This is a genomic window from Streptomyces sp. NPDC032745, from assembly GCF_055579465.1.
In genome coordinates this window covers 318,235-344,860 of record NZ_JBVING010000008.1, presented here as the reverse complement: position 1 = coordinate 344,860, position 26,626 = coordinate 318,235, and the positions used below count along the sequence as shown (strand labels likewise).

Sequence of the window (26,626 nt, the reverse complement as noted above, 5' to 3'; positions counted from 1 at the left end):
CGAACTGCTCGGTGTGCCCTACGAGGACCGCAGGACCTTCCACGACCACACCGTGGCCCTGACGAGCATGGAGGAACGGTCAGCCGCCATGGCAGGGCAGCAGGAGTACATGACCGTGCTCGTGCGGGCGAAGCGGGCGGCCCCGACCGACGACCTGCTCAGCGACCTGACCGAGAGCGACCTCACCGAGGAGGAGCTCGCCGGCCTCGGCGGCTTCCTGCTCGGCGCCGGCATCGACACCACCGCCAACATGCTCGCCCACGGCACCTTCGCCCTGCTCGGCCACCCGGACCAACTCGCCGCCCTGCGCGCCGATCCGGGCCTCGCCGACAGCGCCGTCGAAGAGCTGATGCGCTACCTCAGCGTCGCCCACACCATGGTCCGGGTGCCCCTGGAGGACGTCGAACTGGACGGCCGGACCATCAAGGCCGGCGAGAGCGTCACCCTCTCCGTCGAGGCCGCCAACCGCGACCCGCTCCGCTTCGCCGACCCCGACACCCTCGACATCCGCCGCAAGGCCACCGGACAGCTCGGCTTCGGCCACGGCATCCACCAGTGCCTGGGCGCCCAACTCGCCCGTGCCGAGATGCGCGTCGCCCTCCCCGCGCTCCTCGCCCGGTTCCCGGGGCTGCGCCTCGCCGTCCCCTCCGCGGACGTACCGCTGCGTACCGGCATGAACATCTACGGCGTGCACCGGCTCCCGGTCACCCTTACGTGACCACCGACGCCGGCAGCTCCGGCGCAGCCGGCGGGGTGTCCCCGGCCGTGGGCAGGGTGAGCACCATGGTGAGCCCGCCGCCCGGGGTGTCCTCCGCGGTCAGCGTGCCGCCGATGGCCTCCGTGAAACCGCGGGCGACCGCGAGCCCGAGGCCGACCCCGGCTCCGCGCGGGGCGTCCCCGTGCCGCTGGAACGGCTCGAAGATCCGGTCCTTGGCCTCGTCGGGAACGCCCGGGCCGCGGTCCACGACCCGCAACTCGACCCGGTCGAGCAGGGAACTGGCGGCGACGTGCACGGGCTGGCCCTGCGGGCTGTACTTGACGGCGTTCTCGACCACGTTGGCCACGACCCGTTCGAGCAGCCCGCGGTCGACGGCGACCATGGGCAGGGTCTCCGGGATGTCCAGCTCGACGCTGTCGTCGGGTACGCCGCCCAGCGCCATCGGGACGACCTCGTCGAGGTCGGTCTCCCGGATCAGCGGAACCACCGAGCCCGTGTTCAGGCGGGACATGTCCAGGAGATTGCCGATCAGCGCGGCGAGCCGGTCGGCGCCCTCCTCGATGCCCTCCAGGAGCTCGGCCCTGTCCTCCTCGGACCATTCGACGTCGTCGGAGCGGAGCGAGGTGACGGACGCCTTGATCCCGGCGAGCGGTGTGCGCAGATCGTGGCTGACGGCGGCCAGCAGAGCCGTGCGGATCCGGTTGCCCTCGGCGAGTTCACGGGCCTTGCCCGCTTCGTCGACCAGGCGCTGGCGGTCGAGTACGACGGCCGCCTGCGCGGCGAACGCCCCGAGCACGCGCCGGTCCTCGGCCGGCAGGACCCGCCCGGACAGCGCCAGGGCCATGTTCTCGCCGATCGGCATGTCCACATCGGCGTCCTCGGGACGGCTGACCGGATCGAGGCCGACGGTGCCGGCCGTGGTCCACGGTTCGACCTCGTCGGTGCGCTCCAGCAGGGCCACGGACCGCATCGAGAACGTCTCGCGCAGCCGCTCCAGCAGGGCCTCGAGCGAATCCTCGCCGCGCAGGATGCTGCCGGCGAGGAAGGACAGGATCTCGGACTCGGCGCGCAGCCGGGCGGCCTGGTGAGTACGGCGGGCGGCCAGGTCCACGACGGAGGCCACGGACACGGCGACACCGACGAAGATCGAGATGGCGACGATGTTGCGGGGGTCGGAGATGGTGAGCTGGTAGAGCGGCGGAGTGAAGAAGTAGTTCAGCAGCAGTGAGCCGAACGCGGCCGACGCGAGCGCCGGGAGCAGCCCGCCGAGCAGCGCGGCGGCCACGGTGAACGTCAGGAAGAGCAGCATGTCGTTCGCGAGCCCGAGCTCGGGTACGACCTCGTGCAGCAGCAGCGTCAGCAGCGCGGGGCCGACGACGCCGGTCAGCCAGCCCCAGATGAGGCGCGAGCGGCCCAGCCGGGCGCCGCGCGCGACCGGCAGGCTCCGCCCGCGGGCGGCGGCGTCGTGCGTGACCATGTGCACGTCGATGTCGGGGCCCGACTCCACGGCCACCGTGGCGCTGACCCCCGGACCGAACACGTACTGCCAGGGCCGGCGGCGGCTGACGCCGAGCACGATCTGCGTGGCGTTGACACCCCGGGCGAACTCCAGCAGGGCGTGCGGGATGTCGTCGCCTATGACGTGGTGGAAGGTGCCGCCGAGGTCCTCGACCAGGGTGCGCTGGACGGCCAGTTCCTTGGGGGAGGCCGAGGAGAGGCCGTCGCTGGCCGCGATGTAGACGGCGAGGACCTCACCGCCCGCGCCCTTCTCGGCGAGCCGGGCGGCGCGCCGGATCAGCGTGCGCCCCTCCGGGCCGCCGGTGAGGCCCACGACGATGCGCTCGCGGGCCTGCCAGGTGGAGCGGATGTTGTGCTCGCCGCGGTACTCCTGGAGGTACTCGTCCACCCGGTCGGCGACCCAGAGCAGCGCCAACTCGCGCAGCGCGGTGAGGTTTCCCGGCCGGAAGTAGTTGGACAGGGCCGCGTCGACGCGGTCGGGCTTGTAGATGTTGCCGTGGGCCATCCGCCGGCGCAGCGCCTGCGGGGACATGTCGACGAGCTCGATCTGGTCCGCGCGCCGGACGACCTCGTCGGGAACGGTCTCCCGCTGCCGGACACCGGTGATCGACTCCACCACGTCGCCCAGCGACTCCAGATGCTGGATGTTGACCGTGGTGACGACGTCGATGCCCGCTTGGAGCAGCACCTCGACGTCTTGCCAGCGCTTCGCGTTGCGCGAGCCGGGGACATTGGTGTGCGCGAGCTCGTCCACGAGGGCGACGGCGGGCCGGCGCGCCAGCAGGGCGTCCACGTCCATCTCCGTGAAGGTGCTGTCGCGGTAGGCGATCTCGCGTCGCGCGGTCATCTCGAGGCCGTGCAGCATCACCTCCGTACGCGGCCGGTTGTGGTGCTCGACGAAGCCGACGACGCAGTCGGTGCCGCGCTCGATCCTGCGGTGTGCCTCGGACAGCATGGCGTACGTCTTGCCGACGCCCGGTGCCGAGCCGAGGTAGATCCGGAGCTTTCCGCGTCTCATCTGGTGCCGACTTCTCGTTCCACTCGATGTGCTGTGTCCGTCAGGGTTCGAAGCGGTAGCCCATGCCCGGCTCGGTGATCAGGTACCGGGGGTGGGACGGGTCCGCTTCCAGTTTGCGTCGCAGCTGGGCCATGTAGACCCGAAGGTAGTTGGTGTGCTCCGCGTACGTCGGCCCCCACACCTCCAGCAACAGCCTGCGCTGGGAGACGAGATGGCCGGGATGGGCGATCAGCAGCTCCAGCAGGTGCCATTCGGTCGGGGTCAGCCGGACCGTGCGCTCGCCGCGCACCACCTTCCGGGCCGCGAGGTCGACGCTGAACTCGTCGGTCGTGATCCCGGACGGGCCGGCGGGGGAGGCGGGGTCCTCCTGCCGCCGGGTGGCGGCCCGCAGACGCGCCAGCAGCTCGTCCATGCTGAACGGTTTCGTCACGTAGTCGTCCGCACCGGCGTCCAGGGCGCGGATCTTCTCCTCCGAAGTGTGGCGCGCGGACAGCACGAGGATCGGCACCCGGCTCCAGCCGCGCACGCCCTTGATCACGTCCACGCCGTCCATGTCCGGCAGGCCGAGGTCCAGGAGGATGACGTCCGGTTTGCGGTCGGCGGCGAGCCGGATGGCCGAGCGGCCGTCTCCGGCCTCCACCACGTCGAACTTGCGCGCCTGAAGGTTGATCTTCAGCGCACGCACGAGCTGGGGGTCGTCCTCCACCACGAGCACCCGGGTCATGGGGCGTACAGCCTTTCTTCGTTGGGGGCGGATAAGGAACCGGTGGGGCGCGGAGCTTCCGCGCCCCACCGGATTCCCGTCCGAGGGAGCAGGACGGCCATCAGCTCTTGGTCAGTGCCTTGAGCGCGATGTTCAGCTCCAGGACGCTGACGCGGGGCTCGCCCATGAAGCCGAGGGTGCGGCCGGTGGTGTTGTCCTTGACGAGCCGCTCGACCTGCTTGACGTCGAGGCCGTTCTGCTCCGCGACCCGGTGGACCTGGATCTTCGCGTACTGCGGGGAGATGTTCGGGTCGAGGCCGGAGCCGGAGGAGGTGACGGCGTCGGCCGGCACGTCCGAGGGCTTGACCTTGTACGTCGCCGTGGAGTTGTCCGCGATCACGGCGTCCTTGGCATCGGTGACCAGCTTGACCAGGTCCGGGTTGTCGCCCGCCTTGTTGGTGGCGCCGGAGAGGATCAGGGAGTACTGCTGGTTGACGCTGTTGGAGCCGAGGCCGTTGGAGGGGCGCGGCTGGAACCACTTGAGGTCCGGCTTCGCGGCCTCTTCGGCGTCGTTCGGGTCGTTCTTCGGAAGGTTGTAGGTCTGGCCGATGAGGGACGATCCGACGACCCGCCCGCTCTTGTCCTTGATCTCGGAACCGTTCGCCTTGTCGCTGAAGGCGACCTGGGCGATGCCCGTGACGGCGAGCGGGTAGAGCACGCCGCAGATGACGGTCAGGACGAGGAGGGCGCGCAGTCCGGCGCCGAGCAGACGGGCGGTGTTGCCTACGGAGTTGTTCATGGCAGATCAACCGATTCCGGGGATGAGGGTGATGAGCATGTCGATGATCTTGATGCCGATGAACGGGGCGACGAGGCCGCCGAGTCCGTAGATCCCCAGATTGCGGCGGAGCATCTTGTCGGCGCTGGTCGGCTTGTACTGCACGCCCTTCAGGGCGAGCGGCACCAGCGCGATGATGATCAGCGCGTTGAAGATGACCGCGGACAGGATCGCCGAGTTCGGCGAGTGCAGGCCCATGATGTTGAGCTTGTCGAGGCCCGGGTAGACCACGGCGAACATGGCCGGGATGATCGCGAAGTACTTCGCGACGTCGTTGGCGATGGAGAACGTGGTGAGCGCGCCCCGGGTGATGAGGAGCTGCTTGCCGATCTCGACGATCTCGATGAGCTTGGTGGGGTTGGAGTCCAGGTCCACCATGTTCCCGGCCTCCTTGGCGGCCGAGGTGCCCGTGTTCATCGCCACGCCGACATCCGCCTGCGCGAGGGCCGGGGCGTCGTTCGTACCGTCGCCGGTCATCGCGACGAGCTTGCCGCCGGCCTGTTCCCGCTTGATGAGGGCCATCTTGTCCTCGGGGGTGGCCTCGGCGAGGAAGTCGTCGACGCCGGCCTCTTCCGCGATGGCTTTCGCGGTCAGCGGGTTGTCGCCCGTGATCATGATCGTCTTGATGCCCATGCGGCGCAGTTCGCCGAACCGCTCGCGCATGCCCTCCTTGACGACGTCCTTGAGGTGGATGACACCGAGGATCCGGGCGCCCTTCTCGTCCTCGACGGCCACGAGGAGCGGGGTGCCGCCCGCCTCCGAGATCCGGTTGGCGAGGAGGTCCGCGTCGTCGGCGACCTGCCCGCCCTGCTCCTTGACCCAGGTGATGACCGAGCCGGCGGCGCCCTTGCGGGTCTTCCTGCCGTCGACGTCCACACCCGACATACGGGTCTGGGCGGTGAAGGCGATCCACTCGGCCTGGGCGAGCTCGCCCTGGTGGCGCTCGCGCAGCCCGTACTTCTCCTTCGCGAGGACCACGATCGAGCGGCCCTCGGGGGTCTCGTCGGCCAGCGAGGACAGCTGGGCGGCGTCGGCCAGTTCGGCCTCCGTCGTGCCCTTGACCGGGACGAACTCGGCCGCCTGGCGGTTGCCGAGGGTGATCGTGCCCGTCTTGTCGAGCAGCAGGGTCGACACGTCACCGGCGGCCTCGACCGCACGGCCCGACATGGCCAGCACGTTGCGCTGGACGAGGCGGTCCATGCCGGCGATGCCGATGGCCGAGAGCAGGGCGCCGATGGTGGTCGGGATCAGGCAGACCAGCAGGGCGGTCAGCACGATCATCGATTGCTCGGCGTCCGCGTAGATCGCGAACGGCTGCAGGGTGACGACGGCGAGCAGGAAGACGATGGTGAGCGACGCCAGCAGGATGTTGAGGGCGATCTCGTTGGGCGTCTTCTGCCGGGCCGCGCCCTCGACGAGGGCGATCATGCGGTCGATGAAGGTCTCGCCGGGCTTCGTCGTGATCTTGACGACGATCCGGTCCGAGAGGACCTTCGTACCGCCGGTCACCGCGCTGCGGTCACCGCCCGACTCGCGGATGACGGGGGCCGATTCACCGGTGATGGCCGATTCGTCGACCGAGGCGACGCCCTCCACGACGTCACCGTCGCCCGGGATGATGTCGCCGGCCTCGCAGACCACGAGGTCGCCGATGCGGAGCTCCGTGCCCGGGACCTGCTCCTCGCCGGAGTCGGTCAGACGGCGGGCGACGGTGTCCGTCTTCGCCTTGCGAAGGGTGTCGGCCTGGGCCTTGCCGCGGCCCTCGGCCACGGCCTCCGCGAGGTTGGCGAAGATGGTGGTCAGCCACAGCCAGGCGGTGATCGCCCAGCCGAACCAGTCCGTCGGGTCCTTGACGGCGAGGACGGTGGTGACCACCGACCCCACGAGGACCACGAACATGACCGGCGACTTGACCATGACGCGCGGGTCGAGCTTCTTGACCGCGTCGGGGAAGGACTTGAGCAGCGCCTTGGGGTCGAACAGACCGCCGCCGACGCGCCCCGCCGGGGCCTTGTGCCCGGTGGGCAGGTCTTCGTGTGGAGCACGGGTGGGGGTGATGGTGCTCATGAGGCGAGCCCTTCAGCGAGCGGACCCAGCGCGAGGGCGGGGAAATAGGTCAGACCGGTGATGATGACGATCGTGCCGACGAGCAGGCCCGCGTAGAGCGGCTTGTCGGTACGGAGGGTGCCCGCCGTCTCCGGTACGGGCTGCTGCTCGGCGAGCGAGCCGGCCAGAGCCAGGACGAAGACGATCGGCAGGAAGCGGCCGAGCAGCATGGCGATGCCGATGGTGCTGTTGAACCACTGCGTGTCGGCGTTCAGGCCGGCGAACGCGGAGCCGTTGTTGTTGGCGCCGGAGGTGTAGGCGTAGAGGATCTCGGAGAAGCCGTGCGCACCCGGGTTGGCCATCGAGTTGCCGGGCGTCGGGAGCGCCATCGCGGCGGCGGTGAAGCAGAGCACCAGTGCCGGGGTGATGAGGATGTAGCAGGCGGCCAGCTTGATCTGGCGGGTGCCGATCTTCTTGCCCAGGTACTCCGGGGTGCGGCCGACCATCAGGCCCGCGATGAACACCGCGATGATCGCCATGATCAGCATGCCGTACAGGCCGGAACCGACACCACCGGGCGCGATCTCGCCGAGCTGCATGCCCAGCATCGCGATGCCGCCGCCGAAGCCGGTGTAGGAGGAGTGGAAGGAGTTGACCGCACCGGTCGAGGTCAGCGTGGTTGCGACGGCGAAGATGGACGAGCCGCCGATTCCGAAGCGGGTCTCCTTGCCCTCCATCGCCCCGCCGGCGATGTCGAACGCCGGACCGTGGTGGGCGAACTCCGTCCACATCATCAGCGCGGTGAGCCCGAGCCAGATGATGCCCATGGTCGCGAGGATCGCGTAGCCCTGGCGGAGGTTGCCGACCATGCGGCCGAAGGCCCGGGTCAGCGCGAACGGGATGACCAGGATCAGGAAGATCTCGAAGAGGTTCGAGAACGGGGTGGGGTTCTCGAAGGGGTGGGCCGAGTTGGCGTTGAAGTAACCGCCGCCGTTCGTGCCCAGCTCCTTGATGACCTCCTGGGAGGCCACCGCCCCGCCGTTCCACTGCTGGCTGCCGCCCATGCCGTGCTGATTCAAGAATTGGCCGACCTCGTGGATGCCGGCGAAGTTCTGGATGACACCGCAGGCGACCAGGATCAGCGCGCCGATCACGGAGATGGGCAGCAGGATCCGGACGGTGCCGCGCACCAGGTCGGACCAGAAGTTGCCGAGTTCGCCGGTGCGCGAGCGGGCGAAGCCCCGTACGAGGGCCACGGCGACGGCCATGCCGACCGCTGCCGAGACGAAGTTCTGCACCGCGAGGCCGCCCGTCTGCACGACGTGGCCCATGGCCTGCTCGCCGTAGTACGACTGCCAGTTGGTGTTCGCCACGAAGGACGCGGCGGTGTTGAAGGCCTGGTCGGGGTCGATCGACACGAAGCCGAGCGAGCCGGGCAGGCTGCCCTGCAGGCGCTGCAGGGCGTAGAGGAAGAGGACGCTCACTGCGGAGAAGGCCAGGACCCCGCGCAGGTACGCGGGCCAGCGCATCTCGGCCGAGGGGTTGGCGCCGATGGCCTTGTAGATCCACTTCTCCGGGCGGTAGTGCCTCTCGGAGGAGTAGACGCGGGCCATGTAGTCACCGAGCGGACGGTATGCGAGGGCGAGCGCGGCGACGAGCGCGAGCAGCTGCAGCACACCAGCGGTTACGGGGCTCATATCAGTGCTCAGAACCTCTCCGGGTACACAAGGGCGAGGACGAGGTAACCCAGCAGGGAGACGGCCACGAGCAGGCCGACGATGTTCTCGGCGGTCACAGCTTGGCCGCCCCTCGGGCGATGAGAGCCACCAGCGCGAAGACCGCGACCGTGGTGACGACGAAGGCCAGATCGGCCATCGTGAGCTCCTGGATGAAGTGATGAAATGGATTTCGGCCAGACGGCCGATGTAGAGCAAACCTCGAGCTCAGCCGGGCGTTAAGACCTCTTGACGGGCTCCATACGGGCGGGCCGGAACTCTTGATGCCGCCCTGACGCAGAAACGGCCCGGCAGCCCGGCGGTGCGGGGGCTCCGCCGGGGCGGGGGCTCAGCCGCGGCGGGCCAGACCGGCGGAGTCGAGGGCTGCGCCGGCCTGCGCGGCGAGGGCGACGGCGACGAGGCGGGCCTGCTCCGAGGGCAGGGGACCGGGGGGCGGGTCGAGCAGGAAGCGGCCGTAGTAGTGCCCGCCGCCGACGGCACGCAGCTCGGTTTCGCCGTCCGGCCACCGGTCGGGCCAGTACGTCGCCTCGGTCTCCCCGGTGTCGAGGCCGAGCCACAGGCTGCCGTCGTGCTCCAGGCGCGGGAGGTGGCCCATGAGCGACCCGTACTCGAAGCGGCAGCCGCGCAGGTTCAGCAGGCTCACGAGCTCGCGGCGCACGTGCTCGACGACGGCTTCGGGGGAGTCCCCGGCTTCGGCGAGCCGGGCCGTGCCCTCCAGCTGGGACAGGTGCGAGGCGTCGGTGACCACGGCGCCCTGGAGGCGGCGTGCGCGGACCGCGAGCTGGGAGACGATCAGGCCGACGACCAGCAGGAGGGCGGCCGTCTGGACGTCGTCACTGTCGGTGATGGTGAAGCGTCCGTACGGCCGGGTCAGGAAGAAGTCGAACCAGGCGGCGGCCGACAGCGCGGCGAGGGCGCCGGCCGCCCTGGTGCCGAGAGCGGCGACGGCGACCACCGCGACGACCAGGACCAGGGCGGCGTTCGTCGCCGAAAGATCCGTACGGAACGGTACGAGCGCGAGTGCCACCAGGAAGGGGGCCACAAGGGCCGAGATCAGGGCGATGCGGTCGTGGAGCCGATACCCGGACATGTGAAGCCTCCCGTCCGGACACGCTGGTCTCCCGGGTCAGAACCTCTCGGGCTTGATCAGGGCGGCAATGAGATAGCCGAGCAGAGCGAGTGCGATGATCAGCCCGACCACGTTCTCAGCGTCCATGGACCACGTCTCCCGGTTCTCCTGGCAGGGGCGGTGTTCCACCCACCTCCACAGTGCCCGCACCGCGCGCCGGCGTATCGGGCAATCGCCGCCTTTTGATGTGTTTCATACGCTTTCCCGACAGCGGCGACCACGGGCCGTTCGCCTTAGCCCTCAGGTGGCCTGGACCGGGAGCCGGCCCGGCTGGAGTGGGGCGGCCCCGGCCGCCGGAGCGGGCAGCCGCCTCTCGGCGGACCGGCCGGCCGGCGCCACGGAGGCGGCACCCCGCTGCTCGCCGAATCCCGGGCCGCGGCGGTGTCGCGGCTGCGGGAAGTGCTGGGCAACGCCTTCGGCGAGGGCAGGCCGGGCGTGACCTGGACGCCGTACGCCGGCGCATCGCTTGGCGGAGGCCGCTCGACACCGTCGGGCTGGCGAGGTGACACCCGTGCCCGGGCCGAAGCCCGGGCAGGACTGCAAACCGGGCGGGAGATGCCCGGGCCGCAGCCGGTATCGCCGTACTGCCCCGGGCCGGCCCTGGGGCGCTCGGTCGACAAGGCCATCAGACCGCGAGCGCGGTCTTCAAGGTCTCCGACATGGACCACCGCTGACCGGAGTGCCGGTCGGCCCTGCCGGCGCACGTCAGCCGGTGTTCGCCCGGATCCGGCACAGTTCGATGAGCCGCTCCCAGGCGGGTACCGGCTTGCCGGTCCGGGCCGCCATGAGAGTGACTGCGACCAGGGCGTCGAGCGCGAGGACCGGCTCGGCGCCGTCCGATTCCGGCGTCCGGAGCCCGCCGAAGCCGTTCACCTCGTCCGCGAGAGCCTCCAGGCGTGGATCGTCCCGGTCCCAGCCGGCAGCCTGATCGGTGGTCAGGTACAAGCGCCGGAAGGCGGGATCCTCGAACAGGACCTGCTTCTGCCGGGCCCACTGCGGCACCTGGTCGGGGTACTGCGCCGCCAGCAGGATCCACGTGTCGCGCTCGGTGCGCACCGCCTCCGGACTCAGACCGATCTCCCGCAGTCGTGCCAGCAGGACCACGACCTCGTCCGGCAGGAACAGGGCATCACCCGCGGACAGCTCGGCGATGCGGATCCGGCGCCGTTTCAGGTCCCTGATCCGGCCCTTCAGTTCGTCGTCGATCGCCGAGACCGCGGCGGAGAACTGTTCGGGCGAGGCGCCCATCAGCTCCTCGATCCGCGCCAGGGGGACGCCGGCGTCCGACAGCGTCTTGATCCGTACCAGGGCAACGACCGCATCGGCTCCGTAGCGCCGGTACCCCGATGCATCACGCTCCGGCTCGGCCAGCAGGCCCCTCTGGTGGTAATGGCGGACGGCCCGCACCGTCACGCCGAGATGGGCCGCGACCTGGCCGATCGTCAGCATCCCTGGTCCCCCCGGAAATCGTCGTACGAAGCCGCTTGACCCTGACCCTGCGTCAGGGTCGGACGATCTAATCATGAACACGACGACAGACACACGACAGGTCCCCGCAGCCGCCTCCGCAGCGAAGCCGCGGCTCACCCGACTGGGCCGCGCAGGCCTGCGGCTGCTGATGGCCACGGCGGCAGTGACCGAGATCGCCATCGCGGTTCCCACGGCGTCCGCCGCGCCGGTCCGTACCGACCATGCAACGGTCCAGCAGGTGCTGGACCGTGCCGTGGCCGAGGGGGGCGTGCCGGGCATCCTGACCGAGATCCGCGACGGCCGCGAGACGTGGTTCGGCGAGGCGGGGGTGGCGGACACCTCGACCGGCCGGCAGCGCCGCCCCCAGGACCGTTTCCGCATCGGGAGCACCACGAAGACGTTCACGGCCACCGTGATGCTGCAACTCGCGGCCGAACGCCGGCTCAGTCTCGACGACTCGGTGGAGAAGTGGCTGCCCGGCACCGTGCGCGGACCGGGGTACGAGCCCGAAAAGATCACCATCAGGCAGCTGCTCAACCACACCAGCGGGATCTTCGACTACGTCAACGACGAGGTCATGAGGGCCCGGGGTGCGGACACGCCGTTCCTCGAGCACCGCTTCGACCGCTACAGCCCCGAGGAGATCGTCCAGATCGGCGTCTCCCATCCGCCCACCTTCGCTCCCGGCACCGGCTGGGGATACTCCAACACCCCCTACTTCCTCGCCGGAATGATCATCGAGCGGGTGACCGGCCGGCCGCTGGCCGACGCCATCGCGCAGCGCATCGCACGCCCGCTGGGGCTCACCGGAACGTACCTGCCGAGCAGCGGCGATCCGTTGATCCGCGGACCCCACGGGCGGCACTACTCGAAGCTGATGATGACCACGCCCGACGCCGGGATCCACGACGTGACCGAGCTCAACCCCTCCTGGGGATGGGCGGCCGGCGGCGTCATCTCGACGGCCGGCGACCTCGACAGGTTCTTCGGTGCACTGCTGGGCGGCCGGCTGCTGCCGCCCGAACAACAGCAGGACATGTTCACTATGGTCGCCACCGAGAGGTGGATCCCGGACACCGCCTACGGCCTCGGAGTCGCCTCGCTGAAACTGCCGTGCGGCGCGACGGTCTGGGGCATGGGAGGCGCCATCAACGGCTCCTGGACGTACACCTTCGGCACCCGCAACGGCACGCACATGGTCTCGGTCAACTCCAACGGCGACTGGAACTACCCGATCAATGCCTTCACCGACGTGCTCAAGGCCGAGTTCTGCCCGGGCCATTCCCCGACGCCGGGCCAATAGGGAGTGTCGTCGAAGCAGCGTCGGGCGCCCGAAAGGGCGCTTCCGACGGCCTTGTCCGGCCCGACCGTAAGGAGCCCGTCAATCCGGGGCCCGTGTGCTTGCCCCGGCCTGCCGGGATGCGGTGGGATGGGGTGCATGAACAGCGGTCCGCGTTACGAAGACCGGCCTCCGAATACGGTGCCGCCGGCGGCGTCCGCTGCCCGTACGGCTGTCTGAAACCGGCCCTACGCCCTTTGCGTGCACGCCACGACCGGCCCGGAGAGGCCGTGGTCGCGGCCGCGAACGCGAACGCGTTCCCTCCCCTTTCATCGCATGCCCCCGCCCCCCCGACCCCTGCCGCGTGCCGGGGCGCGGGGTGCACCGGCCATGCCTGCCCACCCACAGGAACACACACATGTCTTCATCGCTGTCCGGCCGTACCGTCCTGGTCACCGGGGCCACCTCCGGCATCGGCTTCGAGGCCGCCCGGCTGCTCACCGAGAGCGGCGCCACGGTCCTGCTCCACGGCCGCACGCCCGAGGAGGCCCAGGCCGCGGCGGACCGGCTCGTCGCCACCTCCGCAGTCGACACCGCCCTGCTGCGCCCGCTCGCCGCCGACTTCTCCCGCCTGGAGGAGGTCGAGACCCTTGCCAACACCGTCGTCCGCGACCACCCGCACCTGCACGCGCTGGTGAACAACGCCGCGATGGCCGCCCCCGAGCGCCACACCCTCACCGCCGACGGCAACGAGATCGCCTTCCAGGTGAACTTCCTTGCCCACTACCTCCTCACCAACCTGCTGGAGCCGGCCCTGACCAGCGACCCCGGCGGCCGCGTCGTCAATGTCTCCTCCTCGCTCCACCGCACCGCCGCGATCCAGTGGAACGACCCGCAGCGCATCCGCCGTTACGCCCGCCTCGCCGCGTACGCCCAGTCGCAGTTGGCGCTCACCGTCTTCGCCGCCGACCCGCGCGTCACCGCCGTCTCCGTCAACCCGGGGGTCTGCGAGACCGGCCTGCTCCCCCTGTACGGGCACGAGGGCGCGCCGGCCGCCGAGGGCGCGGCACACGTCGTACGCCTCTGCGACCCGGCGCTCGAGATCGTCAACGGCGCCTACTACGACCGAGACCGGCGTGTCGCCCCGGCCGCGGCCGCCACCGAGGACCGCACCGTCAGGCGCCTCAGCAAGCTCGCCGACCTGCTCGTCGGCCACACCGCCTGAAGGGATCCACACGCACGCGGAGATTGCGTGCCCGCAGTCCGCACGTCGCGGGCCGGTGGATCGGCGGCCCGCGACAGAACTGCGTCAAGGTCCTCGGGCCGGGCCTCGCCGGGGGCCCCGCTCGCCCGATGATGACCTGGACGTGTCGTGTACCGCGCACGCAGGAAGGCACGCACGCAGGAAGGCACGCACGCAGGCAGGCCGGCCGCGGGCCGGAGCGGCCGTCGGGAATGAGGAGGCAGGTTCGGTGGTGGCGGCGGACGTGCGGCCCGGGAGGCTGAAGGTCTTTCTCGGTGCGGCACCCGGGGTGGGCAAGACCTGCCGGATGCTCGACGAGGGGCGGCGCAGGGCCGAGCGCGGCACCGATGTGGTGGTCGCCTTCGCCGAGTGCCACGGTCGCCGCCGAACCGAGGAGAAGGCCGACGGCCTCGAGGTCGTGCCGCGGTCCCCGCGGGCGCACCGGGGCGGCACCTTCACGGAGATGGACCTGGACGCGGTTCTCGCGCGGCGGCCCCAGGTGGCGCTGGTCGACGATCTCCCGCACACGAACGTCCCCGGCGGGCGCCATGCGGCGCGCTGGCAGGACGTCGAGGCGTTGCTCGCCGCCGGGATCGACGTCGTCACCACGGTGAACATCGCTCATCTGGAGTCGCTCAGCGACGTGGTCGAGAAGATCACCGGGGTGCCGCAGTACGAGACCGTGCCCGACGACGTGGTGCGCCGTGCCGACGAGCTCGAACTGGTGGACCTGCCCGCCGAGGCATTGCGGCGCCGGATGGCCCACGGAGATCTGTATCCGCCGGAGAAGGTCGACGCGGCGCTCGCGAACTACTTCCGCGTCGGGAACCTGACCGCCCTTCGCGAGCTCGCCCTGCTGTGGGTGGCCGGCCGGGTCGACGAGGCGCTGCAGAAATACCGCTCGGAGCACGGCATAGGCGGGGTGTGGGAGACCCGGGAGCGGGTCGTGGTCGCGCTCACCGGTGGCCCGGAGGGCGCGACGCTCATCCGCCGGGCGGCCCGGATCGCGGCCCGGTCCGCCGGCGGCGACCTGCTCGCCGTGCACATCGCCCGCAGTGACGGCCTGGCCGCCGGGGCGTCGTCCGCCGCGCTGGCCGGGCAGCGGGCTCTCGTCGAGAGCCTCGGCGGCAGTTACCACTGCGTCGTCGGAGACGGTGTCCCCACCGCTCTCCTGGAGTTCGCCCGCGCCGAGAACGCCACCCAGCTGGTGCTGGGCACCAGCAGCCGCAGCCGTCTGGAACGCTTCCTCACCGGGCGCGGCATCGGGGAAACGGTCGTCGGGCACTCCGAGGACATCGACGTCCACATGGTCACCCATGAACGGGCGGGCGGCGGGCGCCTGCTGCCGTCCCGCAGACGGACGCTGCCGACGTCACGGCTCATCGCGGGGCCGGTCCTGGGCCTCGTCCTGCCGATCGCCCTCACCTTCCTCCTCGACCACACGCGCGGCAGCCTCAACCTCACCAGCGAGGCGCTGCTGTTCCTGCTCACCGTCGTCGGCGTGGCCTGCGTGGGCGGGGTGGTCTCCGCGGTCGTCGCGTCGGTGACCGCCTCGCTGCTGCTGAACTACTGGTTCATTCCGCCCGTCGGCGCGTTCACGTCGACCCTCGACAGCGTGCTGGCCACCGTCGTGTTCGCCGTGGTGGCCGGGACGGTGGCCGCCGTGGTGGACCGGTCGCTGCGGCTTTCGCGCCGCTCGGCGAGGGCGACGGCCGAAGCGGAGACGCTCTCCTCGCTGGCCGGTTCGATCGTCAGGGGCGACCAGACGGTCCCCGCGCTCCTGGAACGGGCGCGGGAGACCTTCGGCATGGACGCGGTCGAGCTGCTGACCGGGCCGGTACGGTTACCGCCGCCCGTACGTGAACAGGAACCGGAACCGGAAACGGGGGCAAGGGCCTCTGCCGCTCCGCTCGGCGCAGGCGTCCCCGTGGTACAGGTGCCGATCGGGCCGGACACCCACCTGGTCCTGCGCGGCCGCACCCTGCCGTCCTCCGAACGCCGAGTGCTCACCGCCTTCGCCGCCCACGTCACCGCTGCGGTGGAACGGGCCCGGCTCGCCGAGGCAGCCGCCGAGGTCGAACCCGTCAAGGCCGCGGACCGGATGCGTACGGCGCTGCTCGCCGCCGTCAGTCACGACCTGCGCACGCCGCTCGCCGGAGGATGGGCCGCCATCAGCTCCCTGCGCAGCAGCGACGTGGAGTTCAGCGAGGAGGACCGGGCCGAACTCCTCGCCACCGCGGACGAGTCCATGGCCCGGCTCAGCCGGCTGATCGAGAACCTGCTCGACATGAGCCGCCTCCAGGCCGGGGCGCTGACGCTGAGCCTGCGCGCCACCGTCCTGGAGGAGGTGCTGCCGGCCGCACTGGAATCCCTGCCGCCCGACGCGCCTGCCGTCGAGACCCGGGGCCTGGAGACGGTCCCCGCCGTCCTCGCCGACCCGCCCCTGCTCGAGCGGGTCATCGCCAACCTCCTCGGCAACGCCGCCCGTTACGCCCCCGAGGGGACCTCGGTCCTGCTGACGGCCAGCGCCCTGGTCGACCGCGTCGAGTTCCGGATCATCGACCGGGGGCCCGGGCTGCCCGCTGCCGACCGGGAGAAGGCCTTCGTACCGTTCCAGCGGCTGGGGGACACCGACAACACCACTGGTGTCGGGCTCGGCCTCGCGCTGGCGCGCGGCCTGACCGAGTCGATGGCCGGCACGCTCACCCCCGAAGACACCCCCGGCGGTGGCCTGACCATGGTCCTCGCCCTCCCCGCCGCCGGCGGATGCGTACGGTCAATTGACGCACGCCACACGTGCGGTTCGGGCAGGTCGTCAGGACTGCGTGAAGAGTCGGACGGCGGGCGTATCGATGTCGACAAGATGGCTGGCGATGCCGCATTCCCGGCCGGACGCTGTCCCTCGTCTTTGCTCGATCGGAGGGACCGGCACCATGGCCATGCACACAGGTACGACGGATGCGGCGACGCAGATCCCCGGCACGGAGGAGCCCCCTGATACCGGGGCCGGCGACCGGCACAAGCTCACTGCGCTCCAGGGGCTGGCCGCGCTCTCGCTGGATGCCATGGCGTCCGTTGCCTACGGGCCGGAATCGATCGTTCTGGTACTGGCCGCGGCCGGCGCGTACGGGATGGGGTTCACGCTCCCGGTGACCGTGGCGATCGCCGTGCTGCTGGCGGTGCTGGTGGCCTCGTACCGGCAGGTGATCGCGGCGTTCCCGGACGGCGGCGGCTCGTACGCCGTGGCCAAGCGGCATCTGGGGCGGCGTACGAGCCTGGTGGCCGCGGCCTCGCTGATCCTGGACTACGTCCTGAACGTGGCGGTCTCGGTCACGGCCGGTGTCGCCGCGCTGACCTCGGCGTTTCCGGAGCTGTACGGGGAGCGGGTGTGGATGTGCCTGGGCGTCCTGGTGCTGGTGACGGGCGTCAACCTGCGTGGAGTGGTCGACTCGGCGAAGGCCTTCCTGGTGCCGACTGCGGTCTTCGTCGGCTCGATCCTCGTCATGATCACTGTCGGCCTGTTCCGGGACGGCCCGGTCAGCACGGCCTCCGCGGCCGGACACGCCTCCGCCCTCGGTGAGGGCGCCCTGCAGCACGGTTCGGGTGCCGTCGGCGCGCTGCTCCTGCTGAAGGCCTTCGCGGCCGGCTGCTCCGCCCTGACCGGTGTCGAGGCCGTCGCCAACGCCGTGCCGTCCTTCCGCGCCCCGGCCGCCCGCCGCGCCCAGCGCACCGAGGTCGCGCTGGGCGCCCTGCTCGGCGTCATGCTGATCGGCCTGTCCGTCCTCATCGGCCGCTTCCACCTCCAGCCCGTCGAGGGCGTGACCGTCCTCGCGCAGCTGGCGGACGCCTCCTTCGGGCACAACACCGCCTTCTACGTGGTCCAGTTCGCGACGATGGTGCTGCTGGCGCTCGCCGCCAACACCTCCTTCGGCGGACTGCCCGTGCTGATGAGCCTGCTCGCCCGCGACAACTACCTGCCGCACCTGTTCGCCCTGAAGGCCGACCGCCAGGTCCACCGCCACGGCGTGCTCGCACTGGCCGCGGTCTCAGCCGCCCTGCTGGTCTTCTCCGGCGGTGACACCAACACCCTCGTACCGCTCTTCGCGATAGGCGTGTTCGTCGGCTTCACGATCTGCCAGGTGGGAATGGTCCGCCACTGGTCCGCGGAACGTCCCGCCGGCTGGCGGAACAAGGCAGCCCTGGGCGGCTTCGGCGCACTCCTCACGGGTGTCGCGGCCGTGGTCGTGACCGCGACCAAGTTCACCGAGGGCGCCTGGATCATCGCCCTCGCCCTGCCGCTGCTGGTCCTCGGCTTCGAAAAGGTGCAGCGGGCCTACACCCGCATCGGGGAGCGCCTGGAGCTCGGCCGGATCCCGCAGTCCCCGACGCGGGCCCGCTCGCTGGTCGTCGTACCCGTCTCCGGGCTCTCGAAGCTGACCTGCCAGGCCCTGACCGCCGCCCGCTCGATGGGCGACGAGGTCCTCGCCGTCACCGTCACCCACCCCGCCCCCGAGGACCGGCGGGCCGCCGAGGCCCTGCGCCGCGACTGGGAGCTGTGGAACCCCGGGGTCGAGCTCGTCGAGGTCAGCTCGCAGACCCGCGCCCTCGGCCGACCTGTCTCCGGTTACGTACGCGAGCTCACCGCGGCTGACCCGGACTCGCAGATCACCGTACTGATCCCGGAGACCGAGCCCGCGCACCTGTGGCAGCGACTGCTCCAGAACCAGCGCGGCTCGGTCGTGGCCCACGCCGTACGCCGCGACACGGACGCGGTGATCTGCCGACTGCGTTTCCGCGTCAGCGACATCACCGAAGACACGCGTTGACACCTCGTTGACGAGGCCTTGACGGCCCTCCGCACGCCGCCGTCAAGAAGCCACCAATTCCCTTGATGTGAAAGGGAATTGCGCAGATCCGACGGTAAGTTTCTGCCCGTCCCCGCCGCCGGGGCGCCCGACCCATTCGCATGACGACGGCCTGAGGGGGCCATGCCGACAGGCACCCGGCGGCGGTCTTTTCCCACCGCTCTCGATCAATCGTGTCTCGCGCCCACCGGCCTTCCCATGGCCGGTGGGCGCCCTGCCGATCCCACAGAAGGCGACTCCCATGTCTTCCGCTGCTGCGCAGCACATCCCTCCGGGTCCCGGAACTCCGCCGCCGCCCCCGGTGACCCGGCCGTCCCGCAGGCGCCCCGGTCCCGTGAACATGCTGGAGCCGGACCAGCTCGCCGCCTCCGCACGCGAGGCCGTCCGCAAGCTCCACCCGCGCGAACTCGTCCGCAAACCGGTGCTGTTCGTCGTCGCGGTCGGCTCCGTTCTCACCACGCTCTCCGCGCTCCTGCACCCGTCGGTCTTCACCTGGGTGATCAGCGTCTGGCTCTGGCTGACCGTGCTCTTCGCCAACCTCGCCGAAGCGGTCGCCGAAGGCCGGGGCCGCGCCCAGGCCGAATCGCTGCGCAAGGCCCGTACGGACACGGTGGCCCTGCGCCTGCAGCACTGGACGTACGGAACGAACCTGCGCCGCGCGCAGACCGAGGCCGTCACCCCGGCGGAACTCCAGCCCTTCGACTTCGTCCTCGTCGAGGCGGGCGAGATGATCCCGGCCGACGGCGACGTCGTGGACGGCGCCGCCATGATCGACGAGTCCGCCGTCACCGGCGAATCGGCGCCCGTACTGCGCGAGTCGGGCGGCGACCGGTCCGGTGTCACGGGCGGTACGACCGTCCTGTCCGACTCCGTCGTCGTACGGGTCACCTCGCGCCCGGGACACAGCTTCCTGGACCGCATGATCGCCCTGGTCGAGGGGGCGGCCCGGCAGAAGACCCCGAACGAGATCGCCCTCAACATCCTGCTGGCCGCCCTGACCGTGATCTTCATCCTGGTGGTGATCACCCTCCAGCCGATGGCCGGCCATGCGCATGCAGCCCAGGCCACGGCCGTACTGGTCGCGCTGCTGGTCACCCTCATCCCCACCACCATCGGGGCGCTGCTGTCGGCGATCGGCATCGCGGGCATGGACCGGCTCGTCCAGCGCAACGTCCTGGCGATGAGCGGCCGGGCCGTGGAGGCGGCGGGCGACGTGAACACTCTCCTCCTCGACAAGACCGGCACCATCACCACCGGCAACCGCGAAGCCGAGCGCTTCATCCCGCTGCCCGGAGTCGACCACGGCAAGCTCGCCGACGCCGCCCAGCTCTCCTCGCTCGCGGACGACACCCCCGAGGGCCGCTCCGTCGTCGCCCTCGCCGAGCGGTACGGCCTGACGGCTCCCGCGGAGCACGAGCTGAGCAACCCGCGCTTCGTTCACTTCAGCGCCAAGACCCGGATGAGCGGGATCAACCTGAGCTGGGACAACGGCACCGGTTGCGCCATCCGCAAGGGCGCCGTGCAGCAGGTCGCCGACTGGGTGGCGATGCGCGGCGGCACCGTGCCCGCCGAGACCGCCGACCGGGCCGCCGCCGTGTCGAGGTCGGGCGGCACGCCCCTGCTGGTCGCCGCCCACGACTGGGAGGGACCGCGGGTCCTCGGGATCATCCACCTCAAGGACGTGGTCAAGGACGGCATCCGGGACCGCTTCGCGGAACTCCGGAGCATGGGCATCCGTACGGTCATGGTGACCGGCGACAATCCGCTCACCGCGGCGGCGATCGCCGCCGAGGCGGGAGTCGACGAGTACCTGGCCGAGGCGACGCCCGAGGACAAGCTCGCACTGATCAAGAGGGAGCAGGCGGGCGGCAAGCTGGTCGCGATGACCGGCGACGGTACGAACGACGCTCCGGCGCTGGCCCAGGCGGATGTCGGCGTGGCGATGAACACGGGCACCTCGGCCGCCAAGGAGGCCGGGAACATGGTGGACCTGGACTCCAACCCCACGAAGCTCATCGAGATCGTCGAGGTGGGCAAGCAACTCCTCATCACCCGGGGTGCGTTGACCACCTTCTCGATCACCAACGACGTCGCGAAGTACTTCGCGATCATCCCCGCCATGTTCACGTCGGCCTACCCCGGCCTCGGGGCCCTCAACGTCATGGGCCTGCAGAGCCCGACCTCCGCGATCACCTCGGCGATCATCTTCAACGCCTTGATCATCGTGGCGCTGATCCCGCTCGCGCTGCGCGGCGTCCGCTACCGCCCGGCGTCCGCGCACGACCTGCTGCGCCGCAACCTCGCCGTCTACGGACTCGGCGGTCTCGTCCTGCCCTTCGTCGGCATCAAGCTCATCGACCTCGTGGTGTCTGCCGTGCCCGGGCTCGGATGAGTTCCGTCAATGCCGGATCAGGGACGCGTAAGAGGCCTTGAGGCGTCGCTGCCCCGGAGGTTGGATGAGTCCATGGACATCGGCCTGCGCCACGAGGACCGGCCACCGCACCCGGTGACGCCGTCCGCGCAACCTGTCCGGCTCCCGGCGCTCTAGGTCGTGTCGTCAAAGTCCCGTCTGGCTGGCGGGGTCTGGCACGCACGCTCGCCGCGTTGTCGTCGGTCAACGACGCTCCGCGTCGCTTCCCTCCTCCGCCTTGCGATCGCACGCACCAGACCCCGCCAGCCCCGCCCTTCCGGGCGGCCGACGCCACTTTGACGACACTCCCTAGCACCCGTCTGCCCGTCTGCCCGTCGGCCCGTCGGCCTGGCGGTCGGCCGCGGAGGTCCGCGCGCCGCGCCGGCGACTCTGCCGCCGGGGGCGGCCCCGTCCGGGCTGCCCCCGGCCCCCCAGAGCCCCAGGGCCTCAGAGTCCTCTCCCTTCCGCCCCCAGAGGTGGCCCCGTGATCGAGCTGCACCCTTCCCGTCTCCCGTCCCTCGCCCCGTGGTTCCCTGCCGGGTCCCCCGGCATCGGGGCGCTCGCCGAGCACGTGCTGAGAACCGGGAACGGCCGCTGGTGGTGCGACCGGCCGCTCAACCCCCGGGCCCTGGCCGTCTCCTGCGGCGACCACGCGCTGCTGCGCGGTGACCCGCGGGCTCTTTCCGCCGGGGACCTCGGCCCGCTGGCCGCCCACTACGTCCAGGCCCCGGCCGGGTTCGTGCCCTCGCTGCGGGCGGCGTTCGAGGGCGTCACCCCCTGGGAGCGGATGACGTACATCCGCCGGGCACCCGCCGTACCGGCCCGGCCGCCGCGCGGAGTGACCGTACGGCGCCTGCGCAGCGACGATGCTCAGGCACTGGCGGCGATGGGGCCGCAGGCGTCGTGGATCCACGGCACCTGGGGCGGCCCCCACGACCTGGCCCGGTCCGGCGGCGCCTGGGGCGCTTTCCACCGGCGCGGACTGCTGGCGGTGGCGAGCACGTACTTCGTCGGCAGCCGGTACGAGGACGTCGCCGTCCTCGCGGACCCCGACCACCGCCGCCGGCACCTGGCACTGGCCTGCGTGACCGCCCTCTGCGAGGACGTCGCGGCACGCGGCCGGACCCCGACCTGGTCCTGCGCCCGCGGCAACCGCCCCAGCCGGCTCCTCGCCTGGCGGGCCGGCTTCCGCCTGGAGCACGAGTACGTCCACTACGCCACCCGGGGGATCCGCACCACGGCCCCGTCAGGGCTCGCTCGGGCCCACCCGGCGAGCACTGCCCGGGGCGGTGTGTTCGAGGATGGCAGGGACGACCGTCGCCCAGTCGGCCCGCTCGACCCCGTGGCCGGCGTCCTCCAGCACCAACAGCCTGCCCCCGGGGATTCGCTCCGCAAGTGCCTCACCGTGCCGGAGCGGGAACATCGGGTCGGCGGTCCCGTGGATCACCAGCGTGGGCACGGTGATCGAGGACAGGGGCGCCGGTGAGAGCTCGCCGTCCGGAAGCGAGTCGTGGTTGCGGGCTGCGCCGAAGTCGTGCGCGCGCTCGACATCGCGACGGACGAGGCTGCGCGCGGCAGCCTCGTCGAACCGGCGCCTACCGCCGGCGAGCACGCGCGCGTAGGCAACCTGGTAGTCGATCACCGAGTCGCCGTCCGACCAGTCGACGCGCGCATCGGAGACGAATCGCATGAACTCCTCGGTGGGCGGCGGGAGCTCGCTGTCGCCGGGCACGGCGGAGGACGTGCTGATCAGTACGAGAGAGAGGACGCGATCGGCGTGATCGAGCGCGAGCAGCTGCCCGAGCGCCCCTCCGGCCGAGACACCCACCACGTGCGCGGCAGGGATCCCGTAGGCGCCGAGCACGCGGGCGGCGTCGCCGACCAGGTCCGCGCCGGTGTATCCGGGACGCCCCGGCTGGTAGGTGACCGATCGGCCGGTGTCGCGGTGGTCGTAACGGATCACGAAGCGCCCGCCTTCGGCGAGCAACCGGCAAAAACCCTCCTCCCACCAGAGCATCGAAGCACCCAGGCCCATGATGAGCAGGACGGGCGGATCCGACGGGTCGCCGAAGGACTCGGTGCACAGCGTGATGCCGCCCGACTCCACAACACGCTCGGCCATCGTTGCCTCTCCTCTCCTGCGGTGCGCCGGACCGTCCGCCGTGGATGCCGGTGTCGGGTCGGTGGTAGTTGTACCAGTCCGGCCGGTCGGGAAACACGACCCGGCGTCCGTGGTCCGAGGTGCAGGGCCGCCGGCAGGCCCGGCGCTGTCGGCCGGCGCCGGTAGGGTGGCCGCCTGCCGATCGGGGAAGCGGGTGATGCGGATGACGGTGCGGGGCAAGGTCGATATGGCGCGCAGTCAGGTGTTCGGGGAGGTGGCCGAACTCTACGATGCCGCCCGCCCGGGATATGCGGACGCTCTGGTTGCGGACGTCCTCGCGTACGCGGCCCTGGGCGATCGCGAGGCGGTGGAGGTCGGTGCGGGGACCGGCAAGGCCACGGTGCCGTTCGCGGCGCTGGGTACGTCCCTGGTGTGCATCGAACCCGATCCGCGCATGGCTGAGGTGTTGCGCCGCAACACCTCGTGCTACCCGGGGGTCCGGGTGCACAGCGGCGGCTTCGAAGAGTGGCGGCCCGGCGGCCGCCGCTTCGGGCTGCTCCTTGCTGCCACATCCTGGCACTGGGTGGCCCCGGAGCGGCGCTGGGACCTGGCCCGGAACGCTCTCGCGCCGGGCGGGGCCGTGGCGTTGTTCTGGAACCCGCAGGGGGTCCGCGATGCACGGTTGCACGCCGCCCTGGCCGAGGTCGACGGCCGCCACGGGATTGACCACGCGCCGCATGGCGAGCCGGCGTCCTCCTACGGCGAGGTGCCCGGGAACTGGGCCGGGCTGCCCGGCTGGCCCGAGGAGGAATGCCGGCGCGACGGGCGCTTCACCGACCTGCGTGCCGTCCGGTATCGGCAGGGTCAGCACTACGACACCGGCCGCTACCTGGGATACCTGGCCTCGCTCTCGCGCTATCGCGTCCTGCCCCCTGACCGGCGCGAGCAGGTCCTCGCCGAGACTGCCCGGGTCCTGGAGGCCCACGGCGGCGGCATCGAGATGGAGCACTTCAGCGACCTCTTCCTCGCCCGGGTGGAGTGAGGCGATCCTTGCAAGGGTGCTTCCGAGCACCGGTCATGACCTCCGGCCGCCCTGGAGAACCGCCTCGATCTCACCCGCGATATCGCCCCGGCCGAGCTGCGCCGTGTGGAAGTCCCGTGTGCGCGGCATACGCAGGACCAGTTCGTAGCCCACGTCGACGCGTACTCGCCCGGAGCGGAGCACGAAGTCGTAGGCGTGTCCGCCGCGGGTGCGGCAGCTGGAGAGGAAGTGCAGGTGGTACCCGGCCGCTGCCACTCCGAGCATGTGGGTGGGGCTGCGGAAACCGACGATGGTCCCGTGCAGGTCGGTGTGGGTGGAGATGATCTGTCCCGCCACCGCGTCGATCAGCCGGGGGTAGGGACGGTGCTGCTCCGGGAGCATGCGGGTGACCATGTGGTCGAAGTACCCGTCGACGCGCACTGCGTAGAACATGTTGGGGCTCGGCAGCCAGTTGTCGATCACCGCGCGCAGTTCTGTGGCGTCGACCGGTTCGGCCATCCGCCAGTCGTACTCGCCGTGGAAGTAGGTCACCGCCGCGAGGGGTGTTCGCGTGGCCAGGTCGGCTTCACCGGCGGTCCCGTCGGCGCGCAATCGATAGCACCGGCCGTCGAGGACGATCATCTCGCCGTCGAGCCGGTCGAAGGTTCCGATGCCGAAGTCGCCGTGGCGGCAGAGCTCGGCGATGGTCGTCGTGCCTTCGTAGACGCCTTCCAGCATGGCCGTCATGGTCGAGGCCTGGAAGATCCGCCCCCTCGGACGTGCGGGTGATCCCTGTTGCCCCGGCGTGTTCGGCGGAGTTGAGTCCGGTCCCTGCATGTGCCCCCCCTGGGTCCCCGTGCGCAGGACGGTCCGGCAGCGCCTTCAAGTCGCTCCCCCCGACCCGGCAGATCTGCATCCAGCAGCACGCTAGGGAGCCGGCCATGTCGCCACAACGGCGCGCAGGTGGTCGCCCGTTGTGCCGGACAGGGCACCCGACCGGCACCCGCCGTCCGACACCCCCTCGCGCCCCCGCCAGGCTGCGTGTGTCAGGGGCAGTGCAGGGTTGTGATCAGAGTGATCACACGCCGGGTTCCGACGCCCCGGCGTCTGCCAACCCGGCCCAGCCGCAACGGTCACCGTGCAGGAGCGGCGGGCTGGGGTGCGCGGCCCACCGGCGGGATCGGCGGGCCGGGCGGCAGGAGTTCGGCGGTCACGAACGCCACGACGGCGGCGAGGATCGCCACCGGGATCATCTCGGCGCTGCCCATGACCAGGACCACGAGCACCACGCTGCTGACCGGCAGCCGCAACGCGGTCACGGTGGCGGCGGCCATGCCGGCCGCCAGCCCGGCGCCGATGCCCAGGCCGGGCAGCGGCGAGCAGAGGACGCCTGCCGCGGCGCCGAGGAACAGCGACGGGAAGACGGGGCCGCCGCGCAGGCTGCCCAGGCACAGGGAGAAGGCGGCGCCCTTGCACAGGAGGACGGCGATCAGCGCGCCGACGCCCCAGGCCTGCGGATCTTCGGTCAGCTGACCCAGCGTGGCCTGGCCGGAGGAGGCCACGTCCGCGGGAGAGCGGCCGGTGCCCAGGGCATAGGCGGCGGCGCAGGCTCCGGCGGCGAGCGCGCAGAGCGCCGTGACGGTCAGGGGCCGTTTGGCGACGTGGACGGCGGTCAGTCGGCCGCCGTACTGGATCAGGTGCACGCCGGCGCCGAGGGCCACCGCGATGACGATCGACCAGGCCACGTCACCGATGTCCAGACGGGGGAACTGCGCGCCCGTCTTCAGCTGCAGGTCGCCGGTCCCCAGACCGGTCCAGCGGCCGAAACCGGTGAACACGAGCGAGCCGATGCCGCTCGACAGCAGCGCGGGCAGCATGACGGCGAACAGCTTGGGCCCGCCCACCCCCACGACCTCCATGAGCAGCACCGCGGCGATCAGCGGATTGCCGAAGATGGTGGCGATCGCCGCGGCGGATCCGGCCGCGCCCAGCAGCGCGGTGCTCATCGGTGTCTCCGGCGTTCCGGTGAGGTGCCGCAGCGCGATCGCGAGTCCGCCGCCCAGCGCGATGAGCGGGGCCTCGGGGCCGAGCGTGGCGCCGAGCGGCAGGCTGAACACGGCCGCGAGGATCACTCCGGGCAGGGCTGCGGCTCCGGGACCGCCCGCGTGCAGGCCGGTCGCGGGGATGTGCCCGCCCGCCCCGGGGAAACGGGTGACGATCTGCCCGACGCAGAGCCCCGATATGAGCAGGAGCGGCAGGGGCCACCACCACGGCGGAGCGTCGTGGCCGAGGGCATGCGGGAGGTCCACCCAGACCAGGCTCTCCAGTTTCCGGAGCCCGGCGAGGAACCAGAATGCGGCCAGCGAGACCGGGATGCCGACGAGTCCGCAGAACACCAGCGTCTTGCGGTATCCGGGAGTCCGGAGCAGCTCGCCGAGCCTCTGAGCCTCCGCGGGCCGCGATGGCGGCTGCGGACTCGCACTCGGCTGCGTCGGCTGCGTCATGGGGCCGTTCCTTCCCGTCCCCCGTCC

General features: G+C 71.2%; 18 protein-coding genes and 2 pseudogenes. 8 read left to right on the top strand and 12 right to left on the bottom strand.

Annotation, left to right across the window (positions count from 1 at the left end; all coding sequences use genetic code 11):
• Position 1: 1 nt before the first annotated feature.
• A pseudogene (locus tag ACZ5WG_RS22690) lies at positions 2-718 on the top strand (cytochrome P450); the annotation flags it as partial.
• Here the strand turns inward: ACZ5WG_RS22690 and ACZ5WG_RS22685 are convergent.
• From ACZ5WG_RS22685 to ACZ5WG_RS22645, 9 genes are all read right to left on the bottom strand, one after another.
• A complete protein-coding gene (locus tag ACZ5WG_RS22685) occupies positions 711-3,254 on the bottom strand; it encodes a DUF4118 domain-containing protein (RefSeq protein ID WP_468725439.1) in 2,544 nt (847 codons plus the stop codon). The pseudogene ACZ5WG_RS22690 and the gene ACZ5WG_RS22685 overlap by 8 nt on opposite strands.
• Positions 3,255-3,294: 40 nt before the next feature.
• The gene (locus ACZ5WG_RS22680) at positions 3,295-3,978 is read right to left on the bottom strand and encodes a response regulator (RefSeq protein WP_468725437.1); all 684 of its coding nucleotides are present in this window, start codon (positions 3,976-3,978) and stop codon (positions 3,295-3,297) included.
• Positions 3,979-4,078: 100 nt separating this feature from the next.
• Positions 4,079-4,756 carry a potassium-transporting ATPase subunit C gene (locus ACZ5WG_RS22675; protein ID WP_468725436.1) on the bottom strand — a complete coding sequence of 226 codons (678 nt, stop codon included), beginning with the start codon at positions 4,754-4,756 and terminating at the stop codon, positions 4,079-4,081.
• A gap of 6 nt (positions 4,757-4,762) precedes the next feature.
• Positions 4,763-6,862: a potassium-transporting ATPase subunit KdpB gene (kdpB, locus tag ACZ5WG_RS22670; protein ID WP_468725434.1), complete on the bottom strand. Its 2,100-nt coding sequence runs from the start codon at positions 6,860-6,862 to the stop codon at positions 4,763-4,765.
• Positions 6,859-8,538 (bottom strand): potassium-transporting ATPase subunit KdpA, encoded by a 1,680-nt coding sequence (gene kdpA / locus ACZ5WG_RS22665; RefSeq protein WP_468725432.1) that lies wholly within the window; start codon positions 8,536-8,538, stop codon positions 6,859-6,861. Before kdpA ends, kdpB (ACZ5WG_RS22670) begins: the two co-directional genes overlap by 4 nt.
• Before the next feature lie 8 nt (positions 8,539-8,546).
• Positions 8,547-8,636 (bottom strand): K(+)-transporting ATPase subunit F, encoded by a 90-nt coding sequence (gene kdpF / locus ACZ5WG_RS22660; RefSeq protein ID WP_037836701.1) that lies wholly within the window; start codon positions 8,634-8,636, stop codon positions 8,547-8,549.
• A 269-nt stretch (positions 8,637-8,905) separates the two neighbouring features.
• Positions 8,906-9,667, bottom strand: coding sequence for a DUF4118 domain-containing protein (locus ACZ5WG_RS22655; protein ID WP_468725430.1), 762 nt, complete (start codon positions 9,665-9,667; stop codon positions 8,906-8,908).
• A gap of 36 nt (positions 9,668-9,703) precedes the next feature.
• A complete protein-coding gene (kdpF, locus tag ACZ5WG_RS22650) occupies positions 9,704-9,793 on the bottom strand; it encodes a K(+)-transporting ATPase subunit F (protein ID WP_037836698.1) in 90 nt (29 codons plus the stop codon).
• Positions 9,794-10,411: 618 nt separating this feature from the next.
• A complete protein-coding gene (locus ACZ5WG_RS22645) occupies positions 10,412-11,155 on the bottom strand; it encodes a MerR family transcriptional regulator (RefSeq protein ID WP_468725429.1) in 744 nt (247 codons plus the stop codon).
• Between the two features lie 73 nt (positions 11,156-11,228).
• Between ACZ5WG_RS22645 and ACZ5WG_RS22640 the strand changes: the two genes are divergently transcribed.
• The 6 genes and pseudogenes from ACZ5WG_RS22640 to ACZ5WG_RS22615 form a co-directional block, all read left to right on the top strand.
• Positions 11,229-12,479, top strand: coding sequence for a serine hydrolase domain-containing protein (locus tag ACZ5WG_RS22640; RefSeq protein ID WP_468725427.1), 1,251 nt, complete (start codon positions 11,229-11,231; stop codon positions 12,477-12,479).
• A gap of 394 nt (positions 12,480-12,873) precedes the next feature.
• Positions 12,874-13,680 carry an SDR family NAD(P)-dependent oxidoreductase gene (locus tag ACZ5WG_RS22635; RefSeq protein WP_468725425.1) on the top strand — a complete coding sequence of 269 codons (807 nt, stop codon included), beginning with the start codon at positions 12,874-12,876 and terminating at the stop codon, positions 13,678-13,680.
• Between the two features lie 247 nt (positions 13,681-13,927).
• Positions 13,928-16,696 carry a sensor histidine kinase gene (locus ACZ5WG_RS22630; protein ID WP_468725424.1) on the top strand — a complete coding sequence of 923 codons (2,769 nt, stop codon included), beginning with the start codon at positions 13,928-13,930 and terminating at the stop codon, positions 16,694-16,696.
• On the top strand, positions 16,632-18,524 hold the full coding sequence (locus tag ACZ5WG_RS22625) for an APC family permease (protein ID WP_468725423.1): 1,893 nt from the start codon (positions 16,632-16,634) through the stop codon (positions 18,522-18,524). Before ACZ5WG_RS22630 ends, ACZ5WG_RS22625 begins: the two co-directional genes overlap by 65 nt.
• Before the next feature lie 280 nt (positions 18,525-18,804).
• Positions 18,805-20,955, top strand: coding sequence for a potassium-transporting ATPase subunit KdpB (gene kdpB, locus ACZ5WG_RS22620; protein WP_468725422.1), 2,151 nt, complete (start codon positions 18,805-18,807; stop codon positions 20,953-20,955).
• Between the two features lie 502 nt (positions 20,956-21,457).
• A pseudogene (locus tag ACZ5WG_RS22615) lies at positions 21,458-22,129 on the top strand (GNAT family N-acetyltransferase); the annotation flags it as partial.
• A 90-nt stretch (positions 22,130-22,219) separates the two neighbouring features.
• On the opposite strand, the gene ACZ5WG_RS22610 reads toward ACZ5WG_RS22615, so the two are convergent.
• The gene (locus ACZ5WG_RS22610; RefSeq protein WP_468725421.1) at positions 22,220-23,095 is read right to left on the bottom strand and encodes an alpha/beta fold hydrolase; all 876 of its coding nucleotides are present in this window, start codon (positions 23,093-23,095) and stop codon (positions 22,220-22,222) included.
• A gap of 196 nt (positions 23,096-23,291) precedes the next feature.
• Between ACZ5WG_RS22610 and ACZ5WG_RS22605 the strand changes: the two genes are divergently transcribed.
• On the top strand, positions 23,292-24,116 hold the full coding sequence (locus ACZ5WG_RS22605; RefSeq protein ID WP_468725419.1) for a class I SAM-dependent methyltransferase: 825 nt from the start codon (positions 23,292-23,294) through the stop codon (positions 24,114-24,116).
• A gap of 33 nt (positions 24,117-24,149) precedes the next feature.
• On the opposite strand, the gene budA is transcribed toward ACZ5WG_RS22605, so the two are convergent.
• Positions 24,150-24,932, bottom strand: a complete 783-nt coding sequence (budA, locus tag ACZ5WG_RS22600; protein ID WP_468725418.1) for an acetolactate decarboxylase — start codon at positions 24,930-24,932, stop codon at positions 24,150-24,152.
• Positions 24,933-25,228: 296 nt separating this feature from the next.
• The gene (locus ACZ5WG_RS22595; RefSeq protein ID WP_468725416.1) at positions 25,229-26,599 is read right to left on the bottom strand and encodes a chloride channel protein; all 1,371 of its coding nucleotides are present in this window, start codon (positions 26,597-26,599) and stop codon (positions 25,229-25,231) included.
• Positions 26,600-26,626 lie beyond the last annotated feature (27 nt).